Source organism: Paenibacillus sp. J31R34 (assembly GCF_059383715.1).
The window spans coordinates 449,422-470,394 of record NZ_JBXENU010000005.1 but is presented as its reverse complement, the minus strand read 5'-3'; the positions used below and the strand labels follow the sequence as shown (position 1 = coordinate 470,394).

The 20,973-nt window shown below is 49.0% G+C and carries 22 protein-coding genes; 3 read left to right on the top strand and 19 right to left on the bottom strand.

What is annotated here, in order from left to right; all coding sequences use genetic code 11:
• Nucleotide 1: 1 nt before the first annotated feature.
• The 3 genes from AC50YG_RS17055 to AC50YG_RS17045 are packed head-to-tail and all read right to left on the bottom strand — an operon-like array spanning nt 2 to nt 2,267.
• Nucleotides 2-1,171, bottom strand: coding sequence for a beta-ketoacyl-[acyl-carrier-protein] synthase family protein (locus AC50YG_RS17055; protein WP_494828156.1), 1,170 nt, complete (start codon nt 1,169-1,171; stop codon nt 2-4).
• A gap of 14 nt (nt 1,172-1,185) precedes the next feature.
• The gene (locus AC50YG_RS17050; RefSeq protein ID WP_494828155.1) at nt 1,186-1,461 is read right to left on the bottom strand and encodes a hypothetical protein; all 276 of its coding nucleotides are present in this window, start codon (nt 1,459-1,461) and stop codon (nt 1,186-1,188) included.
• Nucleotides 1,458-2,267, bottom strand: coding sequence for an acyl carrier protein (locus AC50YG_RS17045; protein ID WP_473760345.1), 810 nt, complete (start codon nt 2,265-2,267; stop codon nt 1,458-1,460). Before AC50YG_RS17045 ends, AC50YG_RS17050 begins: the two co-directional genes overlap by 4 nt.
• Before the next feature lie 146 nt (nt 2,268-2,413).
• Here AC50YG_RS17045 and AC50YG_RS17040 point away from each other — a divergent pair, with 146 nt between their 5' ends.
• Nucleotides 2,414-3,691, top strand: coding sequence for an MFS transporter (locus tag AC50YG_RS17040; protein ID WP_494828154.1), 1,278 nt, complete (start codon nt 2,414-2,416; stop codon nt 3,689-3,691).
• A 299-nt stretch (nt 3,692-3,990) separates the two neighbouring features.
• On the opposite strand, the gene AC50YG_RS17035 is transcribed toward AC50YG_RS17040, so the two are convergent.
• From AC50YG_RS17035 to AC50YG_RS16985, 11 genes are all read right to left on the bottom strand, one after another.
• Nucleotides 3,991-4,851, bottom strand: a complete 861-nt coding sequence (locus AC50YG_RS17035; RefSeq protein ID WP_494828153.1) for a 5'-3' exonuclease — start codon at nt 4,849-4,851, stop codon at nt 3,991-3,993.
• 75 nt (nt 4,852-4,926) lie between these two features.
• A complete protein-coding gene (locus AC50YG_RS17030; protein ID WP_494828152.1) occupies nt 4,927-6,162 on the bottom strand; it encodes an aminotransferase class I/II-fold pyridoxal phosphate-dependent enzyme in 1,236 nt (411 codons plus the stop codon).
• Nucleotides 6,163-6,169: 7 nt separating this feature from the next.
• Entirely contained in the window at nt 6,170-6,553 is a 384-nt protein-coding gene (locus AC50YG_RS17025; protein WP_494828151.1) for an arsenate reductase family protein, read from the bottom strand.
• A 30-nt stretch (nt 6,554-6,583) separates the two neighbouring features.
• Nucleotides 6,584-7,555, bottom strand: coding sequence for an RluA family pseudouridine synthase (locus AC50YG_RS17020; RefSeq protein WP_494828195.1), 972 nt, complete (start codon nt 7,553-7,555; stop codon nt 6,584-6,586).
• Between the two features lie 17 nt (nt 7,556-7,572).
• On the bottom strand, nt 7,573-8,145 hold the full coding sequence (locus AC50YG_RS17015; RefSeq protein ID WP_473760375.1) for a cob(I)yrinic acid a,c-diamide adenosyltransferase: 573 nt from the start codon (nt 8,143-8,145) through the stop codon (nt 7,573-7,575).
• 214 nt (nt 8,146-8,359) lie between these two features.
• Nucleotides 8,360-9,577, bottom strand: a complete 1,218-nt coding sequence (locus tag AC50YG_RS17010; RefSeq protein ID WP_341278801.1) for an aminotransferase class I/II-fold pyridoxal phosphate-dependent enzyme — start codon at nt 9,575-9,577, stop codon at nt 8,360-8,362.
• A 12-nt stretch (nt 9,578-9,589) separates the two neighbouring features.
• Nucleotides 9,590-10,081 (bottom strand): Lrp/AsnC family transcriptional regulator, encoded by a 492-nt coding sequence (locus AC50YG_RS17005; RefSeq protein WP_046233088.1) that lies wholly within the window; start codon nt 10,079-10,081, stop codon nt 9,590-9,592.
• A 97-nt stretch (nt 10,082-10,178) separates the two neighbouring features.
• A complete protein-coding gene (locus tag AC50YG_RS17000; RefSeq protein WP_473760379.1) occupies nt 10,179-10,586 on the bottom strand; it encodes a spore coat protein in 408 nt (135 codons plus the stop codon).
• 36 nt (nt 10,587-10,622) lie between these two features.
• The gene (locus AC50YG_RS16995) at nt 10,623-10,847 is read right to left on the bottom strand and encodes a hypothetical protein (protein ID WP_473760382.1); all 225 of its coding nucleotides are present in this window, start codon (nt 10,845-10,847) and stop codon (nt 10,623-10,625) included.
• Nucleotides 10,848-11,128: 281 nt separating this feature from the next.
• Entirely contained in the window at nt 11,129-11,794 is a 666-nt protein-coding gene (locus AC50YG_RS16990; protein WP_473760383.1) for a DUF2642 domain-containing protein, read from the bottom strand.
• A gap of 111 nt (nt 11,795-11,905) precedes the next feature.
• Complete coding sequence (locus AC50YG_RS16985; protein WP_494828150.1) at nt 11,906-12,709, bottom strand: DUF6897 domain-containing protein; 804 nt, start codon at nt 12,707-12,709, stop codon at nt 11,906-11,908.
• A gap of 354 nt (nt 12,710-13,063) precedes the next feature.
• On the opposite strand from AC50YG_RS16985, the gene AC50YG_RS16980 reads away from it, so the two are divergent.
• Nucleotides 13,064-14,188, top strand: coding sequence for a CotH kinase family protein (locus AC50YG_RS16980; RefSeq protein WP_494828149.1), 1,125 nt, complete (start codon nt 13,064-13,066; stop codon nt 14,186-14,188).
• Nucleotides 14,189-14,196: 8 nt separating this feature from the next.
• Here AC50YG_RS16980 and cysK read toward each other — a convergent pair whose 3' ends face one another.
• The 5 genes from cysK to AC50YG_RS16955 all read right to left on the bottom strand — a co-directional run bounded on the left by cysK (nt 14,197) and on the right by AC50YG_RS16955 (nt 20,230).
• Nucleotides 14,197-15,114, bottom strand: coding sequence for a cysteine synthase A (gene cysK, locus AC50YG_RS16975; protein ID WP_494828148.1), 918 nt, complete (start codon nt 15,112-15,114; stop codon nt 14,197-14,199).
• Between the two features lie 54 nt (nt 15,115-15,168).
• Nucleotides 15,169-16,497, bottom strand: coding sequence for an MFS transporter (locus tag AC50YG_RS16970; protein WP_494828147.1), 1,329 nt, complete (start codon nt 16,495-16,497; stop codon nt 15,169-15,171).
• Nucleotides 16,498-16,720: 223 nt separating this feature from the next.
• Nucleotides 16,721-17,251, bottom strand: coding sequence for a hypothetical protein (locus AC50YG_RS16965; protein ID WP_494828146.1), 531 nt, complete (start codon nt 17,249-17,251; stop codon nt 16,721-16,723).
• Between the two features lie 115 nt (nt 17,252-17,366).
• Nucleotides 17,367-17,789, bottom strand: coding sequence for a DUF350 domain-containing protein (locus AC50YG_RS16960; protein WP_473760399.1), 423 nt, complete (start codon nt 17,787-17,789; stop codon nt 17,367-17,369).
• Nucleotides 17,790-17,860: 71 nt separating this feature from the next.
• On the bottom strand, nt 17,861-20,230 hold the full coding sequence (locus AC50YG_RS16955; protein ID WP_494828145.1) for an endonuclease MutS2: 2,370 nt from the start codon (nt 20,228-20,230) through the stop codon (nt 17,861-17,863).
• 199 nt (nt 20,231-20,429) lie between these two features.
• Here AC50YG_RS16955 and AC50YG_RS16950 point away from each other — a divergent pair, with 199 nt between their 5' ends.
• Nucleotides 20,430-20,807: a phage holin family protein gene (locus AC50YG_RS16950; RefSeq protein WP_341278812.1), complete on the top strand. Its 378-nt coding sequence runs from the start codon at nt 20,430-20,432 to the stop codon at nt 20,805-20,807.
• Nucleotides 20,808-20,973: the final 166 nt, after the last annotated feature.

Below are 20,973 nucleotides of genomic sequence, written 5' to 3'. Positions count from 1 at the left end.
ATTACCCCCTCTCAACCGATTTTTGCAGAACAATAGCCGTATTGTTGCCCCCGAAGGATGCATTTAAATTAATAACCTTGTTCAGCTGCTTCTTCCTTGGGTAATTCGGTACATAGTCCAAGTCGCAATTGGGATCCTTCTGTTCATACCCCATCGTGGGCGGAATCGTATTGTGCTTCATAGCCAAGATGGAGAGAGCGGTCTCAACTGCTCCTGTGCCTTCCAGAATATGTCCCGTCACCGTCTTCGTCGATGAGATCGGTGTATCATAAGCCTTCGAACCAAACGCTTGCTTAATCGCCGCCGTTTCTGCACGGTCATTAAGAGGAGTGCCTGTTCCATGGGCATGAATATAATCTATTTCTTCCTTTTGAATAGAAGCTGCGGCCAATGCCCGCTCAATGGCAAGTGCCATACCGGTTCCATCAGGGTGAGGCTGGCACACATGGAAGGCGTCGCAGGATAGTCCCCAGCCAAGCATTTCCGCTAGAATCGTAGCTCCGCGCTTCTGGGCATGCTCCAGACTTTCGAGCAAAAGCATAGCGCCGCCATCCCCGAGCAGCATGCCTGATCGATTGGACGAAAATGCCCTTACGCGGCCGTCCGAAGCAAAGGTGCGGCCTGAATTAAACTTCGCAAACATCTCCTCCGTTACTAGAGAATATCCGCCGCAAAGTGCTGTTTCCGATTGTCCCCTATTAATAATCTCGTAAGCAACGCCTATTGCGTTGCTGGATGCAATACAAGCATTGTTTAAACTTATTTTTTTTCTGTGGCCCTTAACTCGGTACAGGTCAGCTAATACCTTCAAATGGTAGGATGGCAGAAATTCCGATATCGGTATAGCTGAATGTTGACCGGAGGACTTCATCCTCCAGTACTGTTGAAGCGCATTGTAATCGCCTTGCAGGCCAAGTACGATGGAAGATTCCGATAAATCGTTTATGCCGGAGGAAGCAACGGCCTCCTCGGTCAAGCGCAACCCCAGTTCGAGCAAGCTTCCTTTGAAATCGGATTCGGCTGCGAAAGCAGACCGGAAAGGTGTGCTATCAAAGCGTGTAACCGGCCTAAAAAGATGCTCTCCCGCCAGTACGCTCCTCTTAACAGCTTCTTCTCCAAATCCGTTTGGAATCATTAAACCGATTCCCGTTACCACTACCCGATTGCTCATCGCGTACCCCTTTCTCACATCATGTTTGTATGCCTCTCAATCATTGCTCCCTTCTCCTGAATGAGCCGGTAAATGGATGTGATAGAGTCGAAGCGCTCGTAGTCCTCGTCTTCAAGCTGCAAATAGATATGATTTCGATGCTCAAGCATATCGAGAAACCATATGAGGCATAAAGAATCCATCATAATGGGTGAATCATCGTTCATCTCATCTGGCCTTGAGACGAACAACTGATTCTCTAGCAGCAGACTTTTGATTGCCCCCTTGCTTATCAGCGGACTCTCGTTCATACTGCATTGACTCGCTCATGCAGAGTGCCAATCAGTTGTCCGACCGTATACCCGCTAATTTGAATGAGCTCGCTATCGGCTATGGTCAAGCCGAACTGCGTCTCTATTCTTGCAGCAAGCTCGATAATTTGAATAGAGTCAAGCTCGAGCCCCTTGTCCCCAAGTGGCATTGTCTCGTCAACCTCGTCTTGATTCATCTGTATATTCATCTGCCTGGTGATCATATTCATCACTTCATCGAACATTTGTTGTCTGTTCATCCTATCGTAGTCCCCTTCCTCATCCATAAATGGCTGGGTCGATTTGGTATTCATTCGGATCATATCTGGATTAAAATATTCGATGAGATGCACGCCGCTTTCCTGAAATGGAGGAAAAGTCATCTTATATTCCTTGAATGGAACCCGGCGATGCTCTTGAAATCGAAGGTGATATGGTTTATCGAATAAATCCACGGCCTCGGCTGTCAGCCGCCAGCCGTACTGAATCATGCTCCGAATATCACGAGTATGGTTTACTCTGAGCACATGACCGATTCCCTCCTTCTTACTCATAATCTGCTCCAGCAGCATAGAGGGAACGTAGGCCGGATCAATTAAAACGATATTCTGCGATACATACCGCCCATCCCTCTCCGTAATCAGGAAAGACTCACGCAAGATCTTCCCTCCGGATACATGAGATTGACTCGCAACAATAGGCCGCAGCCGATCCATCGTTATAACCTCGAGCAAATCCGTGGTACGGCTGTTTGAGGTCACAAGCATTTGCAAGATAATCCACTTCAATTGATTTTGGTCTTCCAAATTGTATTCACCTCCTTTCTATTAATCGTTAATAGCTGAAATCACATAATGTATCCACATTTTAAGGTTCTGTTGTAGGTGTGAGCGGTTCGTGGTATTTTTAATGCAAAGACGGAAAGATCAAAGATTAATAGGAGCGATCAATCATGGTGCAAAGAGTAAAACGGTTTTTATCTGCGTCCGATTTTTTCGGCAACAAGTTTATTCGTGTCATTCTGATATCCAGTCTGTTTCTGCAAATAGGCGTCTGGATGCGGAATTTTGCCATTCTACTGTTCGTTATGGAAATGACGAATAACGATACCGTTGCCGTGTCACTGCTCTATGTGGCCGAATTTGCACCGATTCTCATCTTCTCTGTCATCGGCGGAACGTTTGCGGATCGTTGGAAACCCAAAAAAACCATGATTTACTGTGATTTGCTCAGTGCCCTATCGCTGCTGGCCATCCTGGCAGCCTTAATCGCAGGCTCATGGAAAGCAATATTCTTCACGACGCTGCTATCCGCGGTTCTATCGCAATTCTCTCAGCCCTCCGGAATGAAATTATTTAAGCAGCATGTGCCGGAGGAGCATATTCAGACAGGCATGGCGATGTACCAAACGTTGATTAGCGTCTTTGTGGTCATAGGTCCGGTATTTGGAACTTTCGTTTATAGCGCATACGGCATTAACGTTTCCCTCGCATTAGTAGCCATCGCATTTGTATTGTCGGCCATCACTTTAACCTTGCTGCCACCAGACAAGCAGGACAAAACCGGGAACAAAAGGGATTCCTTCTGGTTTGAATTACGCGGCGGCTTTACATATGTCCTTCAAAATCCGGCACTTCGTTTGCTTGGCATCGCTTACGGCCTAGGGGGAATTGCGGTCGGTATCATTCAGCCGCTCGGCATTTTCATCGTCGTTGATCAGCTGCAATTGGATAAAGAATATTATCAGTGGTTTGCCAGTACCAATGTTGTAGCAACCATTGCTGGAGGTTTGCTCGTTGTAGGAATCTCGAAGCTTGTACCCTCTCAGAAAATTTTAGCCATCGGCAATCTCTTCAGCGCCTTCTCCGTGATCGGCATGGGATTTTCAACCCTTCTCTCCTTATCTCTGGCGATGCAGTTCATTCGCGGTTTTGTCCTCCCCTTCATACAAGTGGGAATTAACTCCATTGTCATGAAAACGACGGATGAAGCTTATGTTGGAAGAGTTAACGGAGCTTTTGGCCCGATCTTCATGGGCTCCATGGTACTCATGACCATGGTTTCCGGATGGCTTAGCACGTTCCTGCCATTAGCCTTCATGTACATATGCTCAGGCATTGCGTTTATTGTCTCCACAGTTGTCATCTCTCTGATGTTTCGTTTGAAGCTTCAGATCAACCCAATTGCCGATATCGCTAGCAATAATCAACAAAAAACCCAATCCATGTAACGACTATACCGTTTCGGTCCATTCTAATGATATTATCTATATTTCACGGATTAACATTTATTAGATTGAGAGGATTCACCTTTTTTCAACCTTTACCATTTTTTAATAATAGCTCTGTTCCCCTTTGATATTGGGCTGTTCACAGGTGTTTCCATGCATAGATTGGTGTACAAATCAAACAGGCCCATGCTCTACTGCATGTTCTGAACGGCTACATTCATGTTTAATGGGATCTATAAAAAAATATAAAAAGGCTATCGAGATGTCCTCGATAGCCGTTAGCCTTCGCTAGTTAGTATTTAACCGATCATTTTTAATAAAGAGGTTAGCCTATATTTTTCAAATAAAATTTCTGCTGATTCCAAATTCACCTTCCATAAACACTCTTCGAGGGAGCATTCAATTGGAACCTCAATGTTAATTCTCGCAAGCGTTCTTGAAAGATGCAACATCTCTAAATCAGACTCGATTTTCGATTTTACACTTTTCGGTAAATGGTTTAAATTACTTAATATGCCGTCGATTGATTCGAATTCGCTCAGTAATTTAAGTGCGGTTTTTTCCCCTATTCCCTTTACTCCGGGGTAATTATCACTTGTATCCCCTGTAAGACCCTTCATCTCGATGACCTGAAAAGGATGGATACCTTTATCAGCTTTCAGAAAATCTAAATCATAAACAGCATAGTTGGATCTGCCTTTCTTCATGATGACTACATGAATGCGCTCAGATACCAACTGGAGCATGTCTTGATCCCCAGTGAGGATATATACGTGGCCTAACTGACTTAGCTTTTGAGACACGGTACCTATGCAATCATCCGCTTCATAGCCTTCAATACCGATATTAGGAATTTCAAGAGCTGCTACAATATCCTTAACTAAAGAAAACTGCGGCACTAAGTCTTCAGGAGCTTCTGGTCGGTTAGCTTTATAACCAGAGTAAAGTTCCGTTCGAAATGTCTTCCTTCCCATATCCCAGCAGCAAACCACATGGGTAGGTTGGAACTGGTTGATTGCGTCAAAAAGGTATTGTAAGAACCCATATATTGCGTTTGTTGGGGTCCCGTCTTCAATGCGCCTAGGACTATACGACTGAGCAAAGTATGCTCTAAAAAGAAGAGCCATTCCATCCACTATAAGAATCTTATTTTCATTCATTATAAAAAGCCCTTCCCTATTTGAATACGATCTGTACATATTGAATCATAGAGCACTCTTATTAGAAGGGTTCTGCTATGTTGTTGAGCGTTGATGCACACGTGCTTCGCCACGAATAAAACGGCCAATGCGCTCCGCTGCCTCAAGCAGCCGCGCCTCATCCACCACAAGCGCCAGACGCACATAACCTTCACCCTCGCTGCCGAATGCTTCGCCTGGAATGACCGCTACGCCCGTCTGTTCGAGCAGTTCACGGGCAATCAGACGCGACGTCCAAGGCCCCTCCGGATGCGTCCACTCCATAGCTGGCAGCGCTGCCCAAATAAACATCGTCGCTTTAGGCTTCTCCACCTGCCAGCCTCTCGCACCAAGTGCGTCGATGAAAACATCGCGGCGGCGCTCATACAGCTGCCCCACTTTAGGAGGAGCTGTCTTGGACATCGCTTCTTTCAGCGCCGCAACGCCCGCCTCCTGCACGGCGGCAAAAATGCCGTAATCAATATTTTCCTTTAGCTCGCGCAGCGCGCCAACCGCTTCCCGATTGCCTGTCACAAAGCCGATGCGGCAGCCAGCCATATTGAAGCTCTTCGATAAGGAATGAATTTCAATTGCGCGCTCCATCGCTCCACCCGCGGCAAGAATGCTGGGCGGCTCAAAACCGTCAAACGCCATTTCAGAATAGGCGGCATCGTTTATAACGAGTACGTCATATTTGCGAGCTTTGTCCAGCACCTTATCAAATAGCGACATATCCGCTACAGCAGATACCGGATTCCCTGGATAATTGAGCAAAATAAACCGGGCACGCCGCCACTCCTCTTCCGTGATGGCCTCCACATCAGGCAAGAATCCGCCCGCCGCCGTCAGCGGATAAAAAATCGGCTTTACACCGGCAATTGCAAGCGAGCCTGCATAAATCGGATAACCCGGATTCGGCAGCAGAACCTCGTCCCCCGCGTTGCAGATCGCCATCGCCAAATGAGCCAGCCCATCCTGCGAGCCCATTAAAGAAAGCATTTCCGCTTCTGCATCTACCTGAACGCCAAAACGAAATGCCATCCATTCCGCTGCCGTTTTGCGAAAAGCGTCACTGCCCCTCGTGCCCATATAGCCATATTGATCTGGGCGAAGCGCAGCAGCGCCGAGAGCTTGCATGACGGCCTCTGAAGGCGGCTTGTCCGGACTGCCGATATCTAAATCAATCACATCCATGCCTGAAGCTCCAGCCTGCTTCTTCCACTGAATGACCTCGGCAAAAATGGAGGAGCCCAGCTCATCCAGCCGACTGGAACGCCACTTTCCTGTTGTCATCCTACGCTCACCCATTCCATTCCTGTTCATATTGCTCTTCTTTAAAGCCAACCGTCGCTTTCGTACCATCTGTCGCAATCGGGCGTTTGATCAGCATGCCATTTGAAGCCAGCAAGCCAAGCTGCTCGTCCTCGCTCATGGAAGCAAGCTTGTCCTTCAGACCTAGCTCCCGATATACGTCGCCAGAGGTGTTAAAAAACTTCTTTAGCCCAAGTCCGCTGAGCTTGACCAGCTCTTTAAGCTGCTCAGCTGTAGGCGTCTCCTCCACAATATGCTTCAGCTCCAGCTGATTGCCTTTCGCCTGCAGTGATTTCACCGCATTGCGGCATGTTCCGCATTTGGGATATTGATAGACGGTTATCGTCCCCGCTTGCCATGTATTTTCACTCATAGTCGGTTCTCCTCCTTCTGGCTCGTATCCTTACTTTTGCTCCAACATTTGCTCCAGCAGCTTGAGCTGCTCTGGCAGCTCGGCGCGCCACTCCATCCATTGCCCCGTCATTGGGTGGGTCAGGCCTAGCATCTCCGCATGCAGAGCCTGCCTGCCAGCTGCTTCCTCCCACGCTGCGCAGATTTCCTCTGCTTCTGGCGACAGTCCGTACATAGCGTCGCCTATCAACGGGCAGCCGATATATTTCATATGCACGCGAATTTGGTGCGTGCGTCCTGTTTCCAGCCGCAAACGAACAAGGGTTGCAGCGCCATCTCCATACTCCGCCGCAACCTCATAATGCGTGACCGAGGGATAGCCAGCCGGCGTCACAATACGGACATGCGGCGAATCTGGATCACGGTCAATCGGCTCATTAATCGTACCTGCCTGCTCGGGAGGAACACCATATACGAAAGCCGCATAACGCTTCGTAATGGCATCTGCCTGGAGCTGGTCGGATAATTGCTGGTGAATATACGGGCTCTTCGCAACGACAACAAGCCCCGAGGTATCCTCATCCAAGCGATTTACCGGGCGGAAGCGCACCCTCTCGCCACGTTCCCGCCAATGATGCACAACGCCATTTGCCAGCGTCCCCGTGTAATGCCCATGCGTTGGATGCACGACAATGCCGGGCGGCTTATTGAGAATGAGCAAATGCTCATCCTCAAACACAATTTGGAGCGGGATTGGCTCCGGCAAAATATCTTCCGATATCTCTTTCTCCATCCGAATGCGAATAATATCCCCTTCCGCAACAGTCGCGGTCGTATAGACACGCTGTTCATTGACCGTAATGCCATGTTCCGTCAGCTTGACTCGCGACAGCAGGCTGCGCGATACGCCAAGCCTTCGCTCCACTATGGCGCGTACGGACTTCCCCGCATCCTCCGCCCCCACGACGACAATCAGAGGCTTATAATAATTAGCATCCATATCCATTATTCCATCGGTATTCATCAAATCGCCCGCATCCATTATTTTTTCCGTTTCCGGAACACTTCCTTGCTTCTAACATATTCGGTATCCGGAACGCCGAGCTTGGCGTTCGCTACACGTGCAGCTGCAAAAAAGAAATCCGAAAGGCGATTCAAATATTTCGTCACCTCTGGGTTAGCTGGATGATCCGCAGCCAGCGTCACGACACGGCGCTCGGCCCGGCGGCAAACGGTGCGACAAACATGCAGCAGTGACGACAGCGGACTTCCCCCAGGCAAAATAAACCGAGTAATTTCCGGCGCCTCCGTAATATATACGTCAATGACCTGCTCCAGCCGCTCTGCCGGTTCCGGCGTCACTTTAAGCGGTGCTCCCGGCCTCGCATAAGCAAGGTCTGATCCGCAATCAAACAGCTCCTGCTGAATATCGACCAGCAGTGCTGCCATCTCTGCGAGCTGCTCATGCTGTGCAGCTTCTGCAGCCGCCTGCCCAACGAAGCAGTTCAGCTCATCAATCGTGCCATAGGCTTCTACCCGAATATCATCCTTGCGGACACGCCCGCCAATTAAGGCCGTTTCTCCACTATCTCCCGTACGCGTATATAATCTCATGGCTCAATCTTGCCCCTCTCGTTACACTGCCGTCTGTTTTTAAAAAGCTACTATACACTATACCATAAACGGCCACTCCTGCCGAAGCATTCCCGGAGAAATCTGCCCGTGTGCGGCACAAAAAAGCGGCATTCCAGCTCGAACTGGAACACCGCCTATCGTTCAAAAATTTCCATATAAAAAGCTTCAGAACGCTGCTCTTCGGATTTCCCGTTTATCCCTGCCTCAGCTTATGAACAAAGCCGCCAATGCGATCGAGCGCTTCAGCCAAGTTCGAAACAGAGGTTGCATAGGAGCAGCGCAAATGTCCTTCGCCGCCAAGGCCAAACACATCGCCCGGAACAGCTGCTACGCCGCCTTCCTCAAGCAGGCGTTCGGCAAATTTTTCGGATGTAAGCCCCGTCGCCTTAACCGAAGGAAATGCATAAAATGCTCCCTCCGGCTCATGGCATTCCAGCCCGATATCACGGAAGCCCTTCACAACAAGGCGGCGACGCTGATTGTAAGCATCAACCATCCGGTCTTTCTCTTCCAAGCCTCTGGTCAACGCTTCTACACCAGCATATTGTGCCATTGCCGGAGCACACATGACCGTATATTGGTGAATTTTAAGCATTGCGGCAATGAGATCAGGATGTCCGCAAGCATAGCCAAGCCGCCAGCCCGTCATCGCAAATGCCTTCGAGAAGCCGCTGACGAGAATAGTACGATCCCGCATGCCCGGCATCGCCGAGAAGCTGCAATGCTTTGTTCCATAAGTAAGCTCGGCATAAATTTCATCTGAAATGACAATCAGATCATTATCCTCGACCACCTTGGCAATCGGGAGCCAATCCTCATAAGTCATAATGCCGCCAGTCGGATTGCTCGGATAACATAAAATAAGCACCTTGGAGCGCGGCGTAATAACCGCTTCCAGCGACTCAGCCGTAAGCTTGAATTTGTCTTTGGCGAACGTCTCAATGCCAACAGGAACACCGCCGCCCAGCGCAGTTATAGGAGAATAGGAAATATAGCAAGGTTCAGGAATTAAAATTTCATCACCTGGCACAATGAGTGCCCGCAGCGCCAAGTCAATGGCTTCACTGCCGCCAACAGTAACGAGAATTTCATTTGCCGGATCATACGGCGTCTGGAATTGGTCATTTAAATATTGGCCGATCGCTTCGCGCAGGGCAGGCAGGCCCGCATTGGACGTATACTGCGTCTTGCCTCTTTCCAGCGAATAAACTGCCGCTTCACGAACATGCCATGGCGTAATAAAATCCGGCTCGCCAACGCCAAGAGTAATAACATCTTTACGTGTATTAACCAAATCAAAAAAACGGCGAATACCCGATGGTTTAATATTTTGGACAGAAGGGGTCAAATAGTCGGTCATCGCTTGACGCTTCACCTTCGTCCGTACCAGCTCTTCCTCTTCTTTAATCATCACATTCACCTCTTACGGCGAAATCATCAAACGATCGTCACCCTCATGCTCCTCGAAGATAATTCCATCCTGTTTATATTTTTTCAAAATAAAGTTTGTCTTTGTCGATAATACAGCATCGATTGGGGACAGCTTATTCGATACGAAGGAGGCAACCTCCTTCAAGTTTTTACCTTCAATCTCGACAAGCAGATCATAGGCCCCGGACATCAAATAAACGGATTTCACTTCCGGATATAAGTAAATGCGCTCGGCAATGCCTTCGAAGCCGCGTCCGCGCTCAGGTGTAATTTGCACCTCAATCAGCGCCGTTACCTTCTCGTCATCCACCTTGCTCCAGTTCACGATAGTCGCGTATTTGACAATAATATGATTATGTTCAAGCTCGGCTATTGCCTGCTTTACTTCCTCAGCGGGAGCACCTAGCAAAGTGGCGATTAAATCGGCATCACGTCTGGCGTCTTCCTTGAGCAGCTCCAATACTTTGAGTTGCAATTCGTTCATCATATACTCCTTCCAGCAAACCTGAAGTTATTAACCTTCATATTACAACGAATCCGGGCTTCCTGCAAAGAAAAAAACAAAAGACCCCGAAGGGTCTTTACATGTAGTAGGGCTGATGGGAATTTTGCTGGTTGTGCTGTTGCTGCTGCTGTGCCATATGGCCGTATCCAGCATGCATCGCCTGCGACTGGCTGCCCATACGCTGCTGCAAAAATTGCGATGTTTTTTGCTGGGTTTGCTGATACTCCTTTATCTGCTTGTCGATCTCCTGTCTAAGAACAGGCGATGCTGTGCTGTACATGTTGTTCGACTGCATCACTTGATACAGTTCACCCTGCATTTTCAGCGTGCTGTTCAGCAGGTTCGTAAACATTTGCCTTATAGACGGACAGGAAGCTTCTGTGGCCCCCGTCGCATATTCACGGGTTACGCGTTTCAAGTCACTAAGTACGGTGTAGGCCAGATCCTCTTCTGGCAAAAACGATTGCGCGTATTGCTGTTGCATCTCTTTTTCCTCCTTATGTCTAGTTGCCGAATGTGCTTACTGCTGGGGCTGGGTCGGCGCCATGCTTTGATGCTGCTGAAGCGTATGCATCAACGTCTGGTAATGCTGTTGATGGGTATTCAGCATTTGGGAGCACACTTGGCGAAGCTGCTCGTTGCTTGCCCCGATAGAAACGGCTGTGCATTGCTTGATCAGCAAATCCTCGTTGGACATCGAATCGACTATATACTCGAGTTCTTTCGCCGTCATTGGCTGTAACATCGAATTTCCTCCTTCTGAACTATCGTTTGATTGGATACATGCTCGCAAGCGAATCTCATAGCTCCGCTCGGCTGACAGGATGTCAGCCCTTACGTATTATGGATCAGTCTCCCACTAATTATGTACGGGTGTATCCCCTATTTTTACAAGGCCGTCCACTAGGCTTATCTGCGTGCTTGTCCACAACGGCGTTAATCATGCAAAAGTGCCTATCCCCTCTTCGCAAGGTCAATAGGCACTTTCACCTTCAACATACAGCTTACGGAAGACTGAACGAACCTTTAGGGCAAGTGAACGGTTTTCACATGGTCAAAATGTAAAAATACCGAAGCCCCGCTCGCAGTAGACAGCTCAAGCATGCTTTGATCAATCGCTTTAAGGACACCTGTTTTATTTGAATTTTCGCCTAAATCGAGTACGACAAATTCGCCCATGAGCTTGCGCAGCTGCTGATCGAACGTTCGCGACAAAGTGACCGGAGATGGCCTTAATGGAAACTGCTCAGGAGTCAGCCTGTATGGCGTGACATCGGGGTTGTAGGGAATTAAATATTTCAGATGGTGCAAAGACACCATAACCGTGTGGTAAATCGGGGAATAAAACACGAAATAATCATTCATAACTGTCGTAACGTAGCCATGGATCGATTGATTCCCGGTAATGTACAGCTCGGAAAACATCCCTTTGGCATTCATTAAAATTTTGCGGTAAGAGACCGTTTCATTGTAGGCTTCAAAAGGCAGCTCCGGCACCTCGAATGGGTCATACTTATGATTGGACAGACGAAGCTGCTGCAAATGAATGAGCGGGACATAAATAAATTGCAAACCCGTATGCAGCACTAAAATATCCTGCCCGAATTCAATCAGCTTGCCACGAATGGAAGCAACCTTTCCCGATATGTCCAGCTCTACTTGCTGGTCAAGCAGCGGATGGCGATTTTTCACAGTATCTCTCTCCTTTCTGCCGACTTTTTTAAAGGAATACCGGGCTTCGGCATCAAGTGCCTGACCCGGTATTTCACTAGCGTCTAATGCGTTGTGCCGTTCTCACAAACGTTAATTTTTTTTGCCAGAGCGATTTCCGTTTTTGTTTCCGCTTTTATTGCGGTTTTTGTTTCCTCCCGTGTTGGATCCACCCGTACGGTTTTTGTTTCCTCCGGTATTCGATCCACCTGTACGATTTTTATCTCCTCCAGTGTTCGATCCACCTGTGCGATTTTTATCTCCTCCGTTGTTCGAGCCACCTGTACGGTTATTATTTCCTCCGTTGTTCGATCCACCTGTACGGTTATTATTCCCTCCGGAACGGTCACCACGGGAAGTGTTTTGTCCGAGCTGCTTAATTGTTTTAATGTGGAACAATTGAATTTGAACGACTTCACGGTTTACGACCAACAATAAGGATGTGCTGCCAACTTCAGCGATAAAGCCTTCGATTTTCTCCGGGCCGCCCCAGTTGATTTGCACAAATTTTTGGTTGAGTGCACGGATAACGCCGATGAAACTGGAAGCCTGAATATATTGGGGAGTGTGGCCTTTGCTTTTGTCGCTAGGGAAATCCGTAATGCTCTTCACATGGCTCGAGCTCACATAAACAATGCCTTCCTTTGTCCAAAGCACTAGATAGTCATTTTTCACGGCAACTAGCGTACCTTGGAGGGATTCTGGACCACCACGATTGATTTTCACATATTGTCCAACGAGGCCCTCGAGAAATGTTTTAGTTCCATTGCCTTTCGAGCTTTTGTGTTGATTGCTTTTGTGTTGGCTGCTTTTGTGTTGGTTGCTTTTATGGTGGTGGTTCATATTGCCCGAGTTTCTATCCTGTTCTCCACTTACATAGTTGCAGCAATAATTCATAATAAAATCCCTCCAAATGTTTAATGTGCCATGCTAGATTTACATGCAATCTTAAACGCTATTCATTCTGTTCCTGCTTGCTCTTATCACCTTGGCCTGAGTAGCGAGCATCCCTCCAGTGCTTGATGCCGTTCATCTGTCATGGGAGACGATTTATAATACATTTATATGTATCCCTCATATAAGAGGTACTAGATTAATAACTATTTATTAAAGGTATAAGCATATAACTAGAAAAGATTCATAGAGTCGCTGCTCCGACAGTAGCAAAATACCCTGCGGCAGAATAAGGTAAATCAGCAAAAGCCTATCTGAGGACGATAGGCGGATCTGCCCGCAGGAGGTGGAAGCCCTATGTCAACCCAAACGCTGCCGATTCGTGAAATTACGATTGAACCTGATGATTTGCAGGAGCTGCAGGAGGATTCCTGGAGCCATAGGTTCCAGCCAGTTCAGCTGGATATGAATGGACAATCGAGAGAAGCCACTTTCGGCTTTCGCGGCGGCCATACGAGGAACTATTTTAAAAAATCCTATGAAGTCAGAACGAAAGCTGGCTTGACGCTGCATTGGAACGCCGAGTTTGATGATCCTTCGATGATTCGCAATGCGCTGTCCTTCCAGTTTTTTAATCAGATTGGCGTGCCATCACCGCGTACCCGGCATATTTGGCTTGTCATTAATGGCGCCCCTCAAGGCGTCTATTTAGAGATAGAATCCGTCGATCCCAGATTTTTTCGCAAAAGAGGCATTGGCTGCCGCTCCATTATTTATGCGGTCAACGACAGCGCAAACTTCAGCCTTATTGATCCCATTACGGAGCGAAGGAAGGAATCCCTCTTTGACGGCTATGAGCTTGTATCCGGACTCGCCACCTCCGAGCTGCGGCTAATCCGCTTCGTCAGAGGCATTAACAGCAAGCGCAAAACCCGGCTGCAATGGAGCTCTTGGGCGGAAAAGTATCTTGATGTCGATCAATATTTGCTCTGGCTCGCTGGAGCCGTGCTTACGGGAAACTATGATGGCTTCGATCAAAACTATGCGCTTTATGTGCATGCGAAAACGGGAAAATACCGGATGATGCCTTGGGATTATGAGGGAACATGGGGAAGAAATTGCTACGGCAAGCCGTGTGGAAGTGATCTGGTGCGGATTGAAGGCTACAATACGTTGACGGACAAACTGCTGGCCATTCCGGCCTATAAACGCAAATACCGCTCCATCCTGCTCCGGCTGCTGCAAACAGCATTTACGGAGGAACAGGTGAAGCGGACAGTGAGCGCGATGTACAGCAAGCTGACGCCAGCCATTCAAGAGGATTACACGAGAAAAAGCAGCTTTGATACGTATTTGAGCGAGCCAGACTTCATATTGAATTATGTGAAGGAAAGGCGCGCTATTATCAGACACGCTTTAAAAAGCTGGAAGCTCACGCAGAAGACAGCAGATGTAGCCGCCCTTAAAGTTAAAATTCATTAAGGCTTCTTTTAAAATAACTCCATGCTGAGGTATCGCTCGCCTGTATCGGGCGCGATGCAGAGCACCCTGCTGCCGGCTCCAAGCCGGCGAGCCACCTGAAAAGCCGCCCAAACGGCAGCTCCTGAAGAAGGTCCGAGCAGCAAGCCTTCCTGACGGGCAAGCACCTTCATCATAGAGATTGCATCGTCATCCGCCGCCTGAATGATTTCATCATAGACGGAAACATTCAGTATAGCGGGCACGAAGCCGGGGCTTGTGCCCACCAGCTTATGCGGCCCAGGCACACCGCCGGACAAAACGGGTGATCCCATAGGCTCCACAACCGCAATATGTAAATTCGGAAGTGCGGCTTTCAGCGTCTCACCCGTTCCAGTGATGGTGCCGCCCGTTCCTGAGCAGGCGACAAAAGCATCAAGCCGTCCTTCCATCTGCTGCAAAATCTCCGTTGCTGTCGTACCGCGATGGGCATCGGGGTTTGCTTTATTTTCAAACTGATTCGGAATAAAGCTGCCTGGAATGTGCTGAGCCAGCTCCTGCGCCTTCGCAATCGCACCAGGCATCCGCTCGGCCGCGGGCGTCAGTACCACTTCCGCGCCATAGGCACGAAGCAGCTTAATGCGCTCCTGCGACATATTGTCCGGCATGATTAAAATGAGCTTGTAGCCTTTAGCCGCCGCCCCCATGGCCAGTCCAATGCCCGTGTTGCCGCTGGTTGGTTCTATAATCGTGGAGCCCGGCTTAATTTGGCCGCTAAGCTCTCCAGCTTGAATGAGGGAGGCTGCCGCCCGATCCTTAACGCTGCCGCTTGGATTAAAATATTCCAGCTTCACGAAGACATCTCCGCAGCCTTCCTCCGCCAGACGGTTCAGTTTCACAACCGGCGTCTCGCCCACTAAATCAATAATGCTTGATACGATTTTTGGCATAATTGTTTATCCTCCTGCTTCCATGAATCATCATGTCTATTGCTATGTCACTTGCTATGTCTCTTGTTCCAATAATGGACGCATCATCCACCAGCCAATAATAGGCACCGAGCCGACTACGAACAGCAGCCAGACGACCGCAAGCGGAGAATGATTTTGCGTCAGCACGATCAAATATCCGCTTAATCCGAGCACCCGTCCAAACGTCAATCCCGCTTCCCGCAAAACGATAAATTCTTCGCGTTCCCCACCGCTGGATTGAGATTCCCCAATTAAATCAAACACCCTTGAAGTCATCGGTATTATGTAGAGCGGCATAAAAATCGACGTCCCAATACCGAATAACAATAAATTCGTAAAATTCACCTCGTAAAACAAAGGCAATATGACCAGTCCATTCATGACCGTCCCGACTAGCATAGCCCGTTTGCGATTGCGTGGGGACAGACGCTTGCCGACCAACCAAAAGCTGAGTAGCGCAACGAAAGACGTAATAAGTGTAAAACTGCCCAGCTTGGCCTCATTTTGGGTGGCGATATAGACGGTCAAGCCGACTAAAAAAAGAAATACACCTTCCCGTACGCCTTGAGCTACGACAGCTGGCAGCATTCTGCGCCACGGATTACCGGGAATGGCAAGCTGCTGAAAGCCATGCGTCCAGCTGTATCGCCTGCCGTCCTGCTTTCGTTTCTTCAACCAGAAGCTCAGCACAACCGAAATGGCCAGTATGACGAGCGATGCCGTAAATATAATCTGATAGCCGCGCTCACCGCTCATTGAGGTAATAAGCAAGCCCGATACCCAAGGCGCCAAAATCCCGGCACCTGACCCAAGCAAGCCTGACCAGCCATTAAAGCGGTCGCGATTGTCCGGCTCGGTAATTTCAAAATAAATGACATCAAATGCGACCCAAAACAAGCCCAGCGCTACGCCATTCAATAGACCGAGCGGAATAATATAGCTCGTCGCCAGCTTGCCGAGCATGAGCACTGTGAAATAAAAAGCCCCCGACAGCACGATGCCTGTGCGGAGACTGTTCATTTTATTATATTCTTTAACCCATTTTCCCGCCAGCCAAAAGGTAATGCCGCACGTTACATACTGGCACATCGTAAACCAGCCGACCAGCATATAGGAGGAACTGGCTTTCCATAAGTAGATGGGCACGAACGTTCCTGAGAGCGCAAGCGCAATGCCGAATAGCGCTTGCACAGCCAGAAGCAATATCGCCTGACGATCCAATACACCGCCCGTTGGCGCTCTTCCCAGCATGGCTGGGCGGCTAAATGGCCCGAGTGGCATCGACGTTTTCATCCGTGTTTTTGCCCCAGTGCCATTACTAGCTCCAGCACCAGTTCCGAATTCACCTTTGTTCTGTTTCATTTTCGTACCCCTTCCCCGGCAGCCGGCTGCATAGGCTAGCTTGCTGTCCCGCCCGGCATGCTGCCCCTGCATTTGTATAGGTGCTATATAAGCTTCCCTACTTGCGTCAGGCACATGCCGCTAATGCTGCTGGCATTTATAGGCTGGAGGTAGAAAAAAAACCGGAGCAAGCGCAGTGACCTCGGCAAATCAGGTCAAAACCGCGTTGTCCGGCTGTTTGAGTTTACTCTTCAGAAGCGAGTGCCTTCAGCATTCCTTCTCGGTCATTGCCGCTTAGCTGAGTAGCTGTATGGAAGCATGATGGGCACACATATAGCTTGAGTTCAAATGGTGGCTGAAGCAAGGGCTGTCCCAATGCAGGATGCAGCGTTGGCTCGAAAGAGCCTGCTGCTATTGCCATCTTGCCTGCTTCCAGCATATATTCCCGGCAGGAAGGACATTCCGGTGCCTCCTCCTGCTCATTGATGATTTGCTGCACTTTTCCTTGCGCTCCAATCCAGTCGCGGTGCGTTCTGCGGAAGCCGTCATCTGCCTCATCCCAGCCACCGCCCACTTCCTGACCGCTGCCGTCTTCTTGCTCCCACTCCGTCTCTTCTTCCTCATCATCCTTATCACGGTCATTATCGACGCCAAATTGCAGCGTGCGGTAGCCAGCCAACTCATTTTCACAATGTGGACAATGCTTCTCGGGACCAATTTCTTCATCCCATACGATTTCCGTCAAACACCACGGACATACAACTTGCTCTTCCATCCTTGATTGCCCCCCATTTAATTGTTGATTACGTAATAAACCCCGATGCTAAAAAAAACAATGGCTAATGCTAGCAATGTTCCCCATAAATATTTCATGTCGCTCCTCCTGCATTCTAGCTCACGATGGCACCGCCAATGACATACGAAAGTGAAACGGAAATAATCATAGCAATCAAGCCAACAGCCCGGTTGTCGCGGGCGATTTCATCATCGATGCGAAATACCGGCGTTAAAAACTCAAATAAGAAATAAGCGCCCAGCAAAATAAGGAAACCAAATGCGCCCCAAATCATACTTTGGTAAATGGAATCATTCGCTTCAATCGAAAATCTAAAAATATTGCATATGCCGAAAATTTTCCCGCCTGTCGCCATCGCTACAGCAACGTTGCCGTTTTTAATTTCTTTCCAGCAGTTGTAACGGGTAACAATCTCGAACACCCATAAAAAAACGAGAAGCGAGAGAACCACAATGGATATATAAAGCAGCATTGCCAAATAGGAATTGCCAAGCAGCACATCGACCTCATTGCTCATGCGTTACCCTCCTTTAACTAAATCGAAAAAGTCTTTCGGCAGCTGCGGCATAGACGCCGCAGTGCGCCTAGTTAGTTAAGCTCAGCAACCGTAACACCGGCTCCGCCTTCGCCATAGTTGCCCAAGCGGTATTTTTTCACATGGCTGTGCTTGCGTAAATATTGCTGTATGCCTGAACGCAGCACGCCCGTGCCATGCCCGTGAATAATATAAACCTGCCCGATGCCCGAGAGGAAAGATTCATCGAGAAATTGATCAACCTCCATGAGTGCTTCCTCTAAATTCGAGCCTCTGAGGTCAAGCTCCATTTTCACATTTTCATCTCTGGAGCGTTTCACACTAGCTGCCTGCTTAGGCTGCTGCTTCAGCGGAGCAGCTGGCTTAATCAGCTCCATATCGGCAATGGCTACCTTCATCTTCATTATGCCGAGCTGAACGGTCGCATCTGCCCCATGCACCTCAATGATAAGCCCCTTCTGATTCAAGCTGTAGACCATAACCTCGTCACCGGCTTCGATTTTGCGGGCCGCCTTCTGTTGTCCGGCGTTAGAAGGACGGTTTTGCTTTTTGTGCAGCTCAGGCACCGCTTCATCCAGCTTGCGGCGGGCATCAATAAGCTTATGCTCCTTGACTGAAGCGCCTTCCTCCAAAGCCAGCTTGCGCAGATCCGAAATAATCTTCTCGGCCTCCAGACGCGCTTTTGCAACTGCCTCGAGCGCTTGCTCCTGGGCCTTCTCGAGCATTTTGTCACGCTGTTCCTCAAACTTGCGCAGCTCCGCCTCATGACGTCCACGCTGCTTCTCCATATCCTGCCTCAAAGACTGCGCCGTCTGGCGTTCGCTTTCTGCATTCAAGCGGTCGGCTTCGAGCGATGCGATCATATTCTCAACTCGCTGATCCTCATCGCTGACTTCGCCGCGCGCATGATCGATGATCGATTTGCTTAGGCCAAGCCGCTCTGCGATCGCAAAGGCATTGCTTCGGCCTGGGACCCCTACAAGCAAGCGGTAGGTTGGGCTGAGTGTGGCAATATCAAATTCCATGCTGGCGTTAATGACCCCTTTGCGATTGTAAGCATACGCTTTAAGCTCGCTGTAGTGGGTCGTTGCAATAATGCGGCTGCCCAGGCTATGAATATGCTCCAGCAGCGCAATCGCCAGCGCCGAGCCTTCTGCTGGGTCGGTGCCCGCGCCAAGCTCATCAAGCAGGACAAGGCTTTTCGCCGTCATTGTTTTCAAAATACGAACAATATTAACCAGATGGCTGGAAAACGTACTCAGGCTCTGCTCAATGCTCTGCTCATCACCGATATCGGCATAAATGGCGTCAAACACACAAAGCTGGCTGCCGTCCTCTACCGGAACGAACAAACCGGACATGCTCATCAGGCTGAGCAAACCTACTGTTTTAAGGGAGACGGTTTTACCGCCTGTATTTGGTCCCGTTACGATAATGGCTGCATATGTATTGCCCAGCTCAACATCAATGGGAACGATTTTGTCCGCCGCAATGAGCGGGTGGCGTCCTCTTTTGATTTTCAGAAAGCCTCGATCATTCATTCGTGGCAGCGTAGCCTTCATCTCATGCCCAAGACGCGCCTTGGCAAAAGCAAAATCCAGCTTGCCGAGCAGCTCTTGATTATACAACAAATCCTCGACATGCTCAGCCGCTTTAGCGGTCAGCATTTGCAAAATCTTCTCGATTTCACGCAGCTCTGCCGCTCTCAGCTCACGCAGCTTATTGTTCATAACAACCGTTGCTTCCGGCTCTATAAATAGCGTAGCGCCTGAGCCGGACTGGTCATGCACGATGCCGCCAAAATGCGAGCGATATTCCTGCTTCACTGGAATGACATAACGGTCGCTGCGCAGCGTAATAATGGCGTCCTGGAGCATTTTCTGCACGGAGGAAGAACGAATCATTTGCTCCAGCTTCTCGCGGATGCGCGATTCTCCACCACGAAGCTCCTTGCGAATCGAAGCGAGCTGGACGCTTGCGCTATCCATAACCTCACCCTGATCGTCAATGCAGTCAAAAATCGCGTCCTCGAGCTCCTTGTGCTCGCTGAGCTGGTCAGACGTTTCATGCAGCAAAGGAATCGGATCATCATCATGCAGATTTTCCAGATGCCGCTTTACCCGCCTAGCCCCTCTCGACGTCGAGGCAATTTCCATCAACTCCATCGGATTCAATGTTCCACCGATACGCGATCTGTGAAGTGAGCTGCTGATGTTGGTAATACCGCCAAATGGCGGGTTTCCCTTGAGACGGTCTGCCTTATAAGCCTCGTCCGTCGCCTGCAGCATCAGCTTAACCATCTCCAATTCAGAGCTTGGAGCAAGCTTCTCCGCTTCCTCCTTACCGAGCGATGTTGCTGCGTGCAAAGTCAATTTATGTATAATTTTGTGAAATTCAAGTGTTGTTAATATTTTACTATCCAAGCGTAACACTCCTCTCGCCCTTATATTATAGCCGAATCAGCGCTTTGATGCACGACATGACGTTACCTTCCATACATGTTCCGGCGAAAACTGGCTACAATACGAAGGAATCAGAATATCCTGCCTGGTTGACGTGCAAAATCAGTTGACTATCACAGGCCGTACTGAAGGTTTTAAATAATCTAAGGAGGTTGTGTACATGAGCTTTCTAGGGCATGTCGTTCGGTTCATCGTAGCAGCTCTTGTATTAATGCTTGTGGGCTTGCTTGTGCCACAGTTCAGCGTAGGCGGTTTTTGGAGCGCTTTAATGCTGGCTATCGTCATTGCCGTGCTGGGCTGGATTATCGAAGCGATCTTTGGCAAAAAGGTTACACCGTTTGGACGGGGCATCGTCGGCTTCATCGCCAGCGTCGTCGTCATCTGGATCGCCCAATTCATTGTCAGCGGCGTTTCGGTCACTTGGCTCGGTGCCATTCTGGCTGCGCTCGTTATCGGGATTATCGATTTGTTCATTCCCGTCAGCACGCCATATGAAGCCGGACGCTCCGATCACGACCGCCGCAGCAGCGACCATTAATGAATTAATCGCTTTGCGTCATTAGCGGAAGCCACCTGCTTGTCAGCCCTTTCCTGTCGCTCCTTGAGTGATGGGCAAGGGCTTTTTCATCAAGCCATTCAACAATTTGTCACCTTCTGATGCTGTCAGTTTGGGAAAATTGGGTTACAATAAGAACGATGCGAAA

Excerpts from the sequence above, each read along its gene's own strand:
- AC50YG_RS17055 (WP_494828156.1), bottom strand. The coding sequence starts at position 1,171 with ATGAGCAATCGGGTAGTGGTAACGGGAATCGGTTTAATGATTCCAAAC.
- AC50YG_RS17050 (WP_494828155.1), bottom strand. The coding sequence starts at position 1,461 with ATGAACGAGAGTCCGCTGATAAGCAAGGGGGCAATCAAAAGTCTGCTG.
- AC50YG_RS17040 (WP_494828154.1), top strand. The coding sequence starts at position 2,414 with ATGGTGCAAAGAGTAAAACGGTTTTTATCTGCGTCCGATTTTTTCGGC.
- AC50YG_RS17035 (WP_494828153.1), bottom strand. The coding sequence starts at position 4,851 with ATGAATGAAAATAAGATTCTTATAGTGGATGGAATGGCTCTTCTTTTT.
- AC50YG_RS17030 (WP_494828152.1), bottom strand. The coding sequence starts at position 6,162 with ATGACAACAGGAAAGTGGCGTTCCAGTCGGCTGGATGAGCTGGGCTCC.
- AC50YG_RS17025 (WP_494828151.1), bottom strand. The coding sequence starts at position 6,553 with ATGAGTGAAAATACATGGCAAGCGGGGACGATAACCGTCTATCAATAT.
- AC50YG_RS17020 (WP_494828195.1), bottom strand. The coding sequence starts at position 7,555 with ATGAATACCGATGGAATAATGGATATGGATGCTAATTATTATAAGCCT.
- AC50YG_RS17015 (WP_473760375.1), bottom strand. The coding sequence starts at position 8,145 with ATGAGATTATATACGCGTACGGGAGATAGTGGAGAAACGGCCTTAATT.
- AC50YG_RS17010 (WP_341278801.1), bottom strand. The coding sequence starts at position 9,577 with ATGATTAAAGAAGAGGAAGAGCTGGTACGGACGAAGGTGAAGCGTCAA.
- AC50YG_RS17005 (WP_046233088.1), bottom strand. The coding sequence starts at position 10,081 with ATGAACGAATTGCAACTCAAAGTATTGGAGCTGCTCAAGGAAGACGCC.
- AC50YG_RS17000 (WP_473760379.1), bottom strand. The coding sequence starts at position 10,586 with ATGCAACAGCAATACGCGCAATCGTTTTTGCCAGAAGAGGATCTGGCC.
- AC50YG_RS16995 (WP_473760382.1), bottom strand. The coding sequence starts at position 10,847 with ATGTTACAGCCAATGACGGCGAAAGAACTCGAGTATATAGTCGATTCG.
- AC50YG_RS16985 (WP_494828150.1), bottom strand. The coding sequence starts at position 12,709 with ATGAATTATTGCTGCAACTATGTAAGTGGAGAACAGGATAGAAACTCG.
- AC50YG_RS16980 (WP_494828149.1), top strand. The coding sequence starts at position 13,064 with ATGTCAACCCAAACGCTGCCGATTCGTGAAATTACGATTGAACCTGAT.
- cysK (WP_494828148.1), bottom strand. The coding sequence starts at position 15,114 with ATGCCAAAAATCGTATCAAGCATTATTGATTTAGTGGGCGAGACGCCG.
- AC50YG_RS16970 (WP_494828147.1), bottom strand. The coding sequence starts at position 16,497 with ATGAAACAGAACAAAGGTGAATTCGGAACTGGTGCTGGAGCTAGTAAT.
- AC50YG_RS16965 (WP_494828146.1), bottom strand. The coding sequence starts at position 17,251 with ATGGAAGAGCAAGTTGTATGTCCGTGGTGTTTGACGGAAATCGTATGG.
- AC50YG_RS16960 (WP_473760399.1), bottom strand. The coding sequence starts at position 17,789 with ATGAGCAATGAGGTCGATGTGCTGCTTGGCAATTCCTATTTGGCAATG.
- AC50YG_RS16950 (WP_341278812.1), top strand. The coding sequence starts at position 20,430 with ATGAGCTTTCTAGGGCATGTCGTTCGGTTCATCGTAGCAGCTCTTGTA.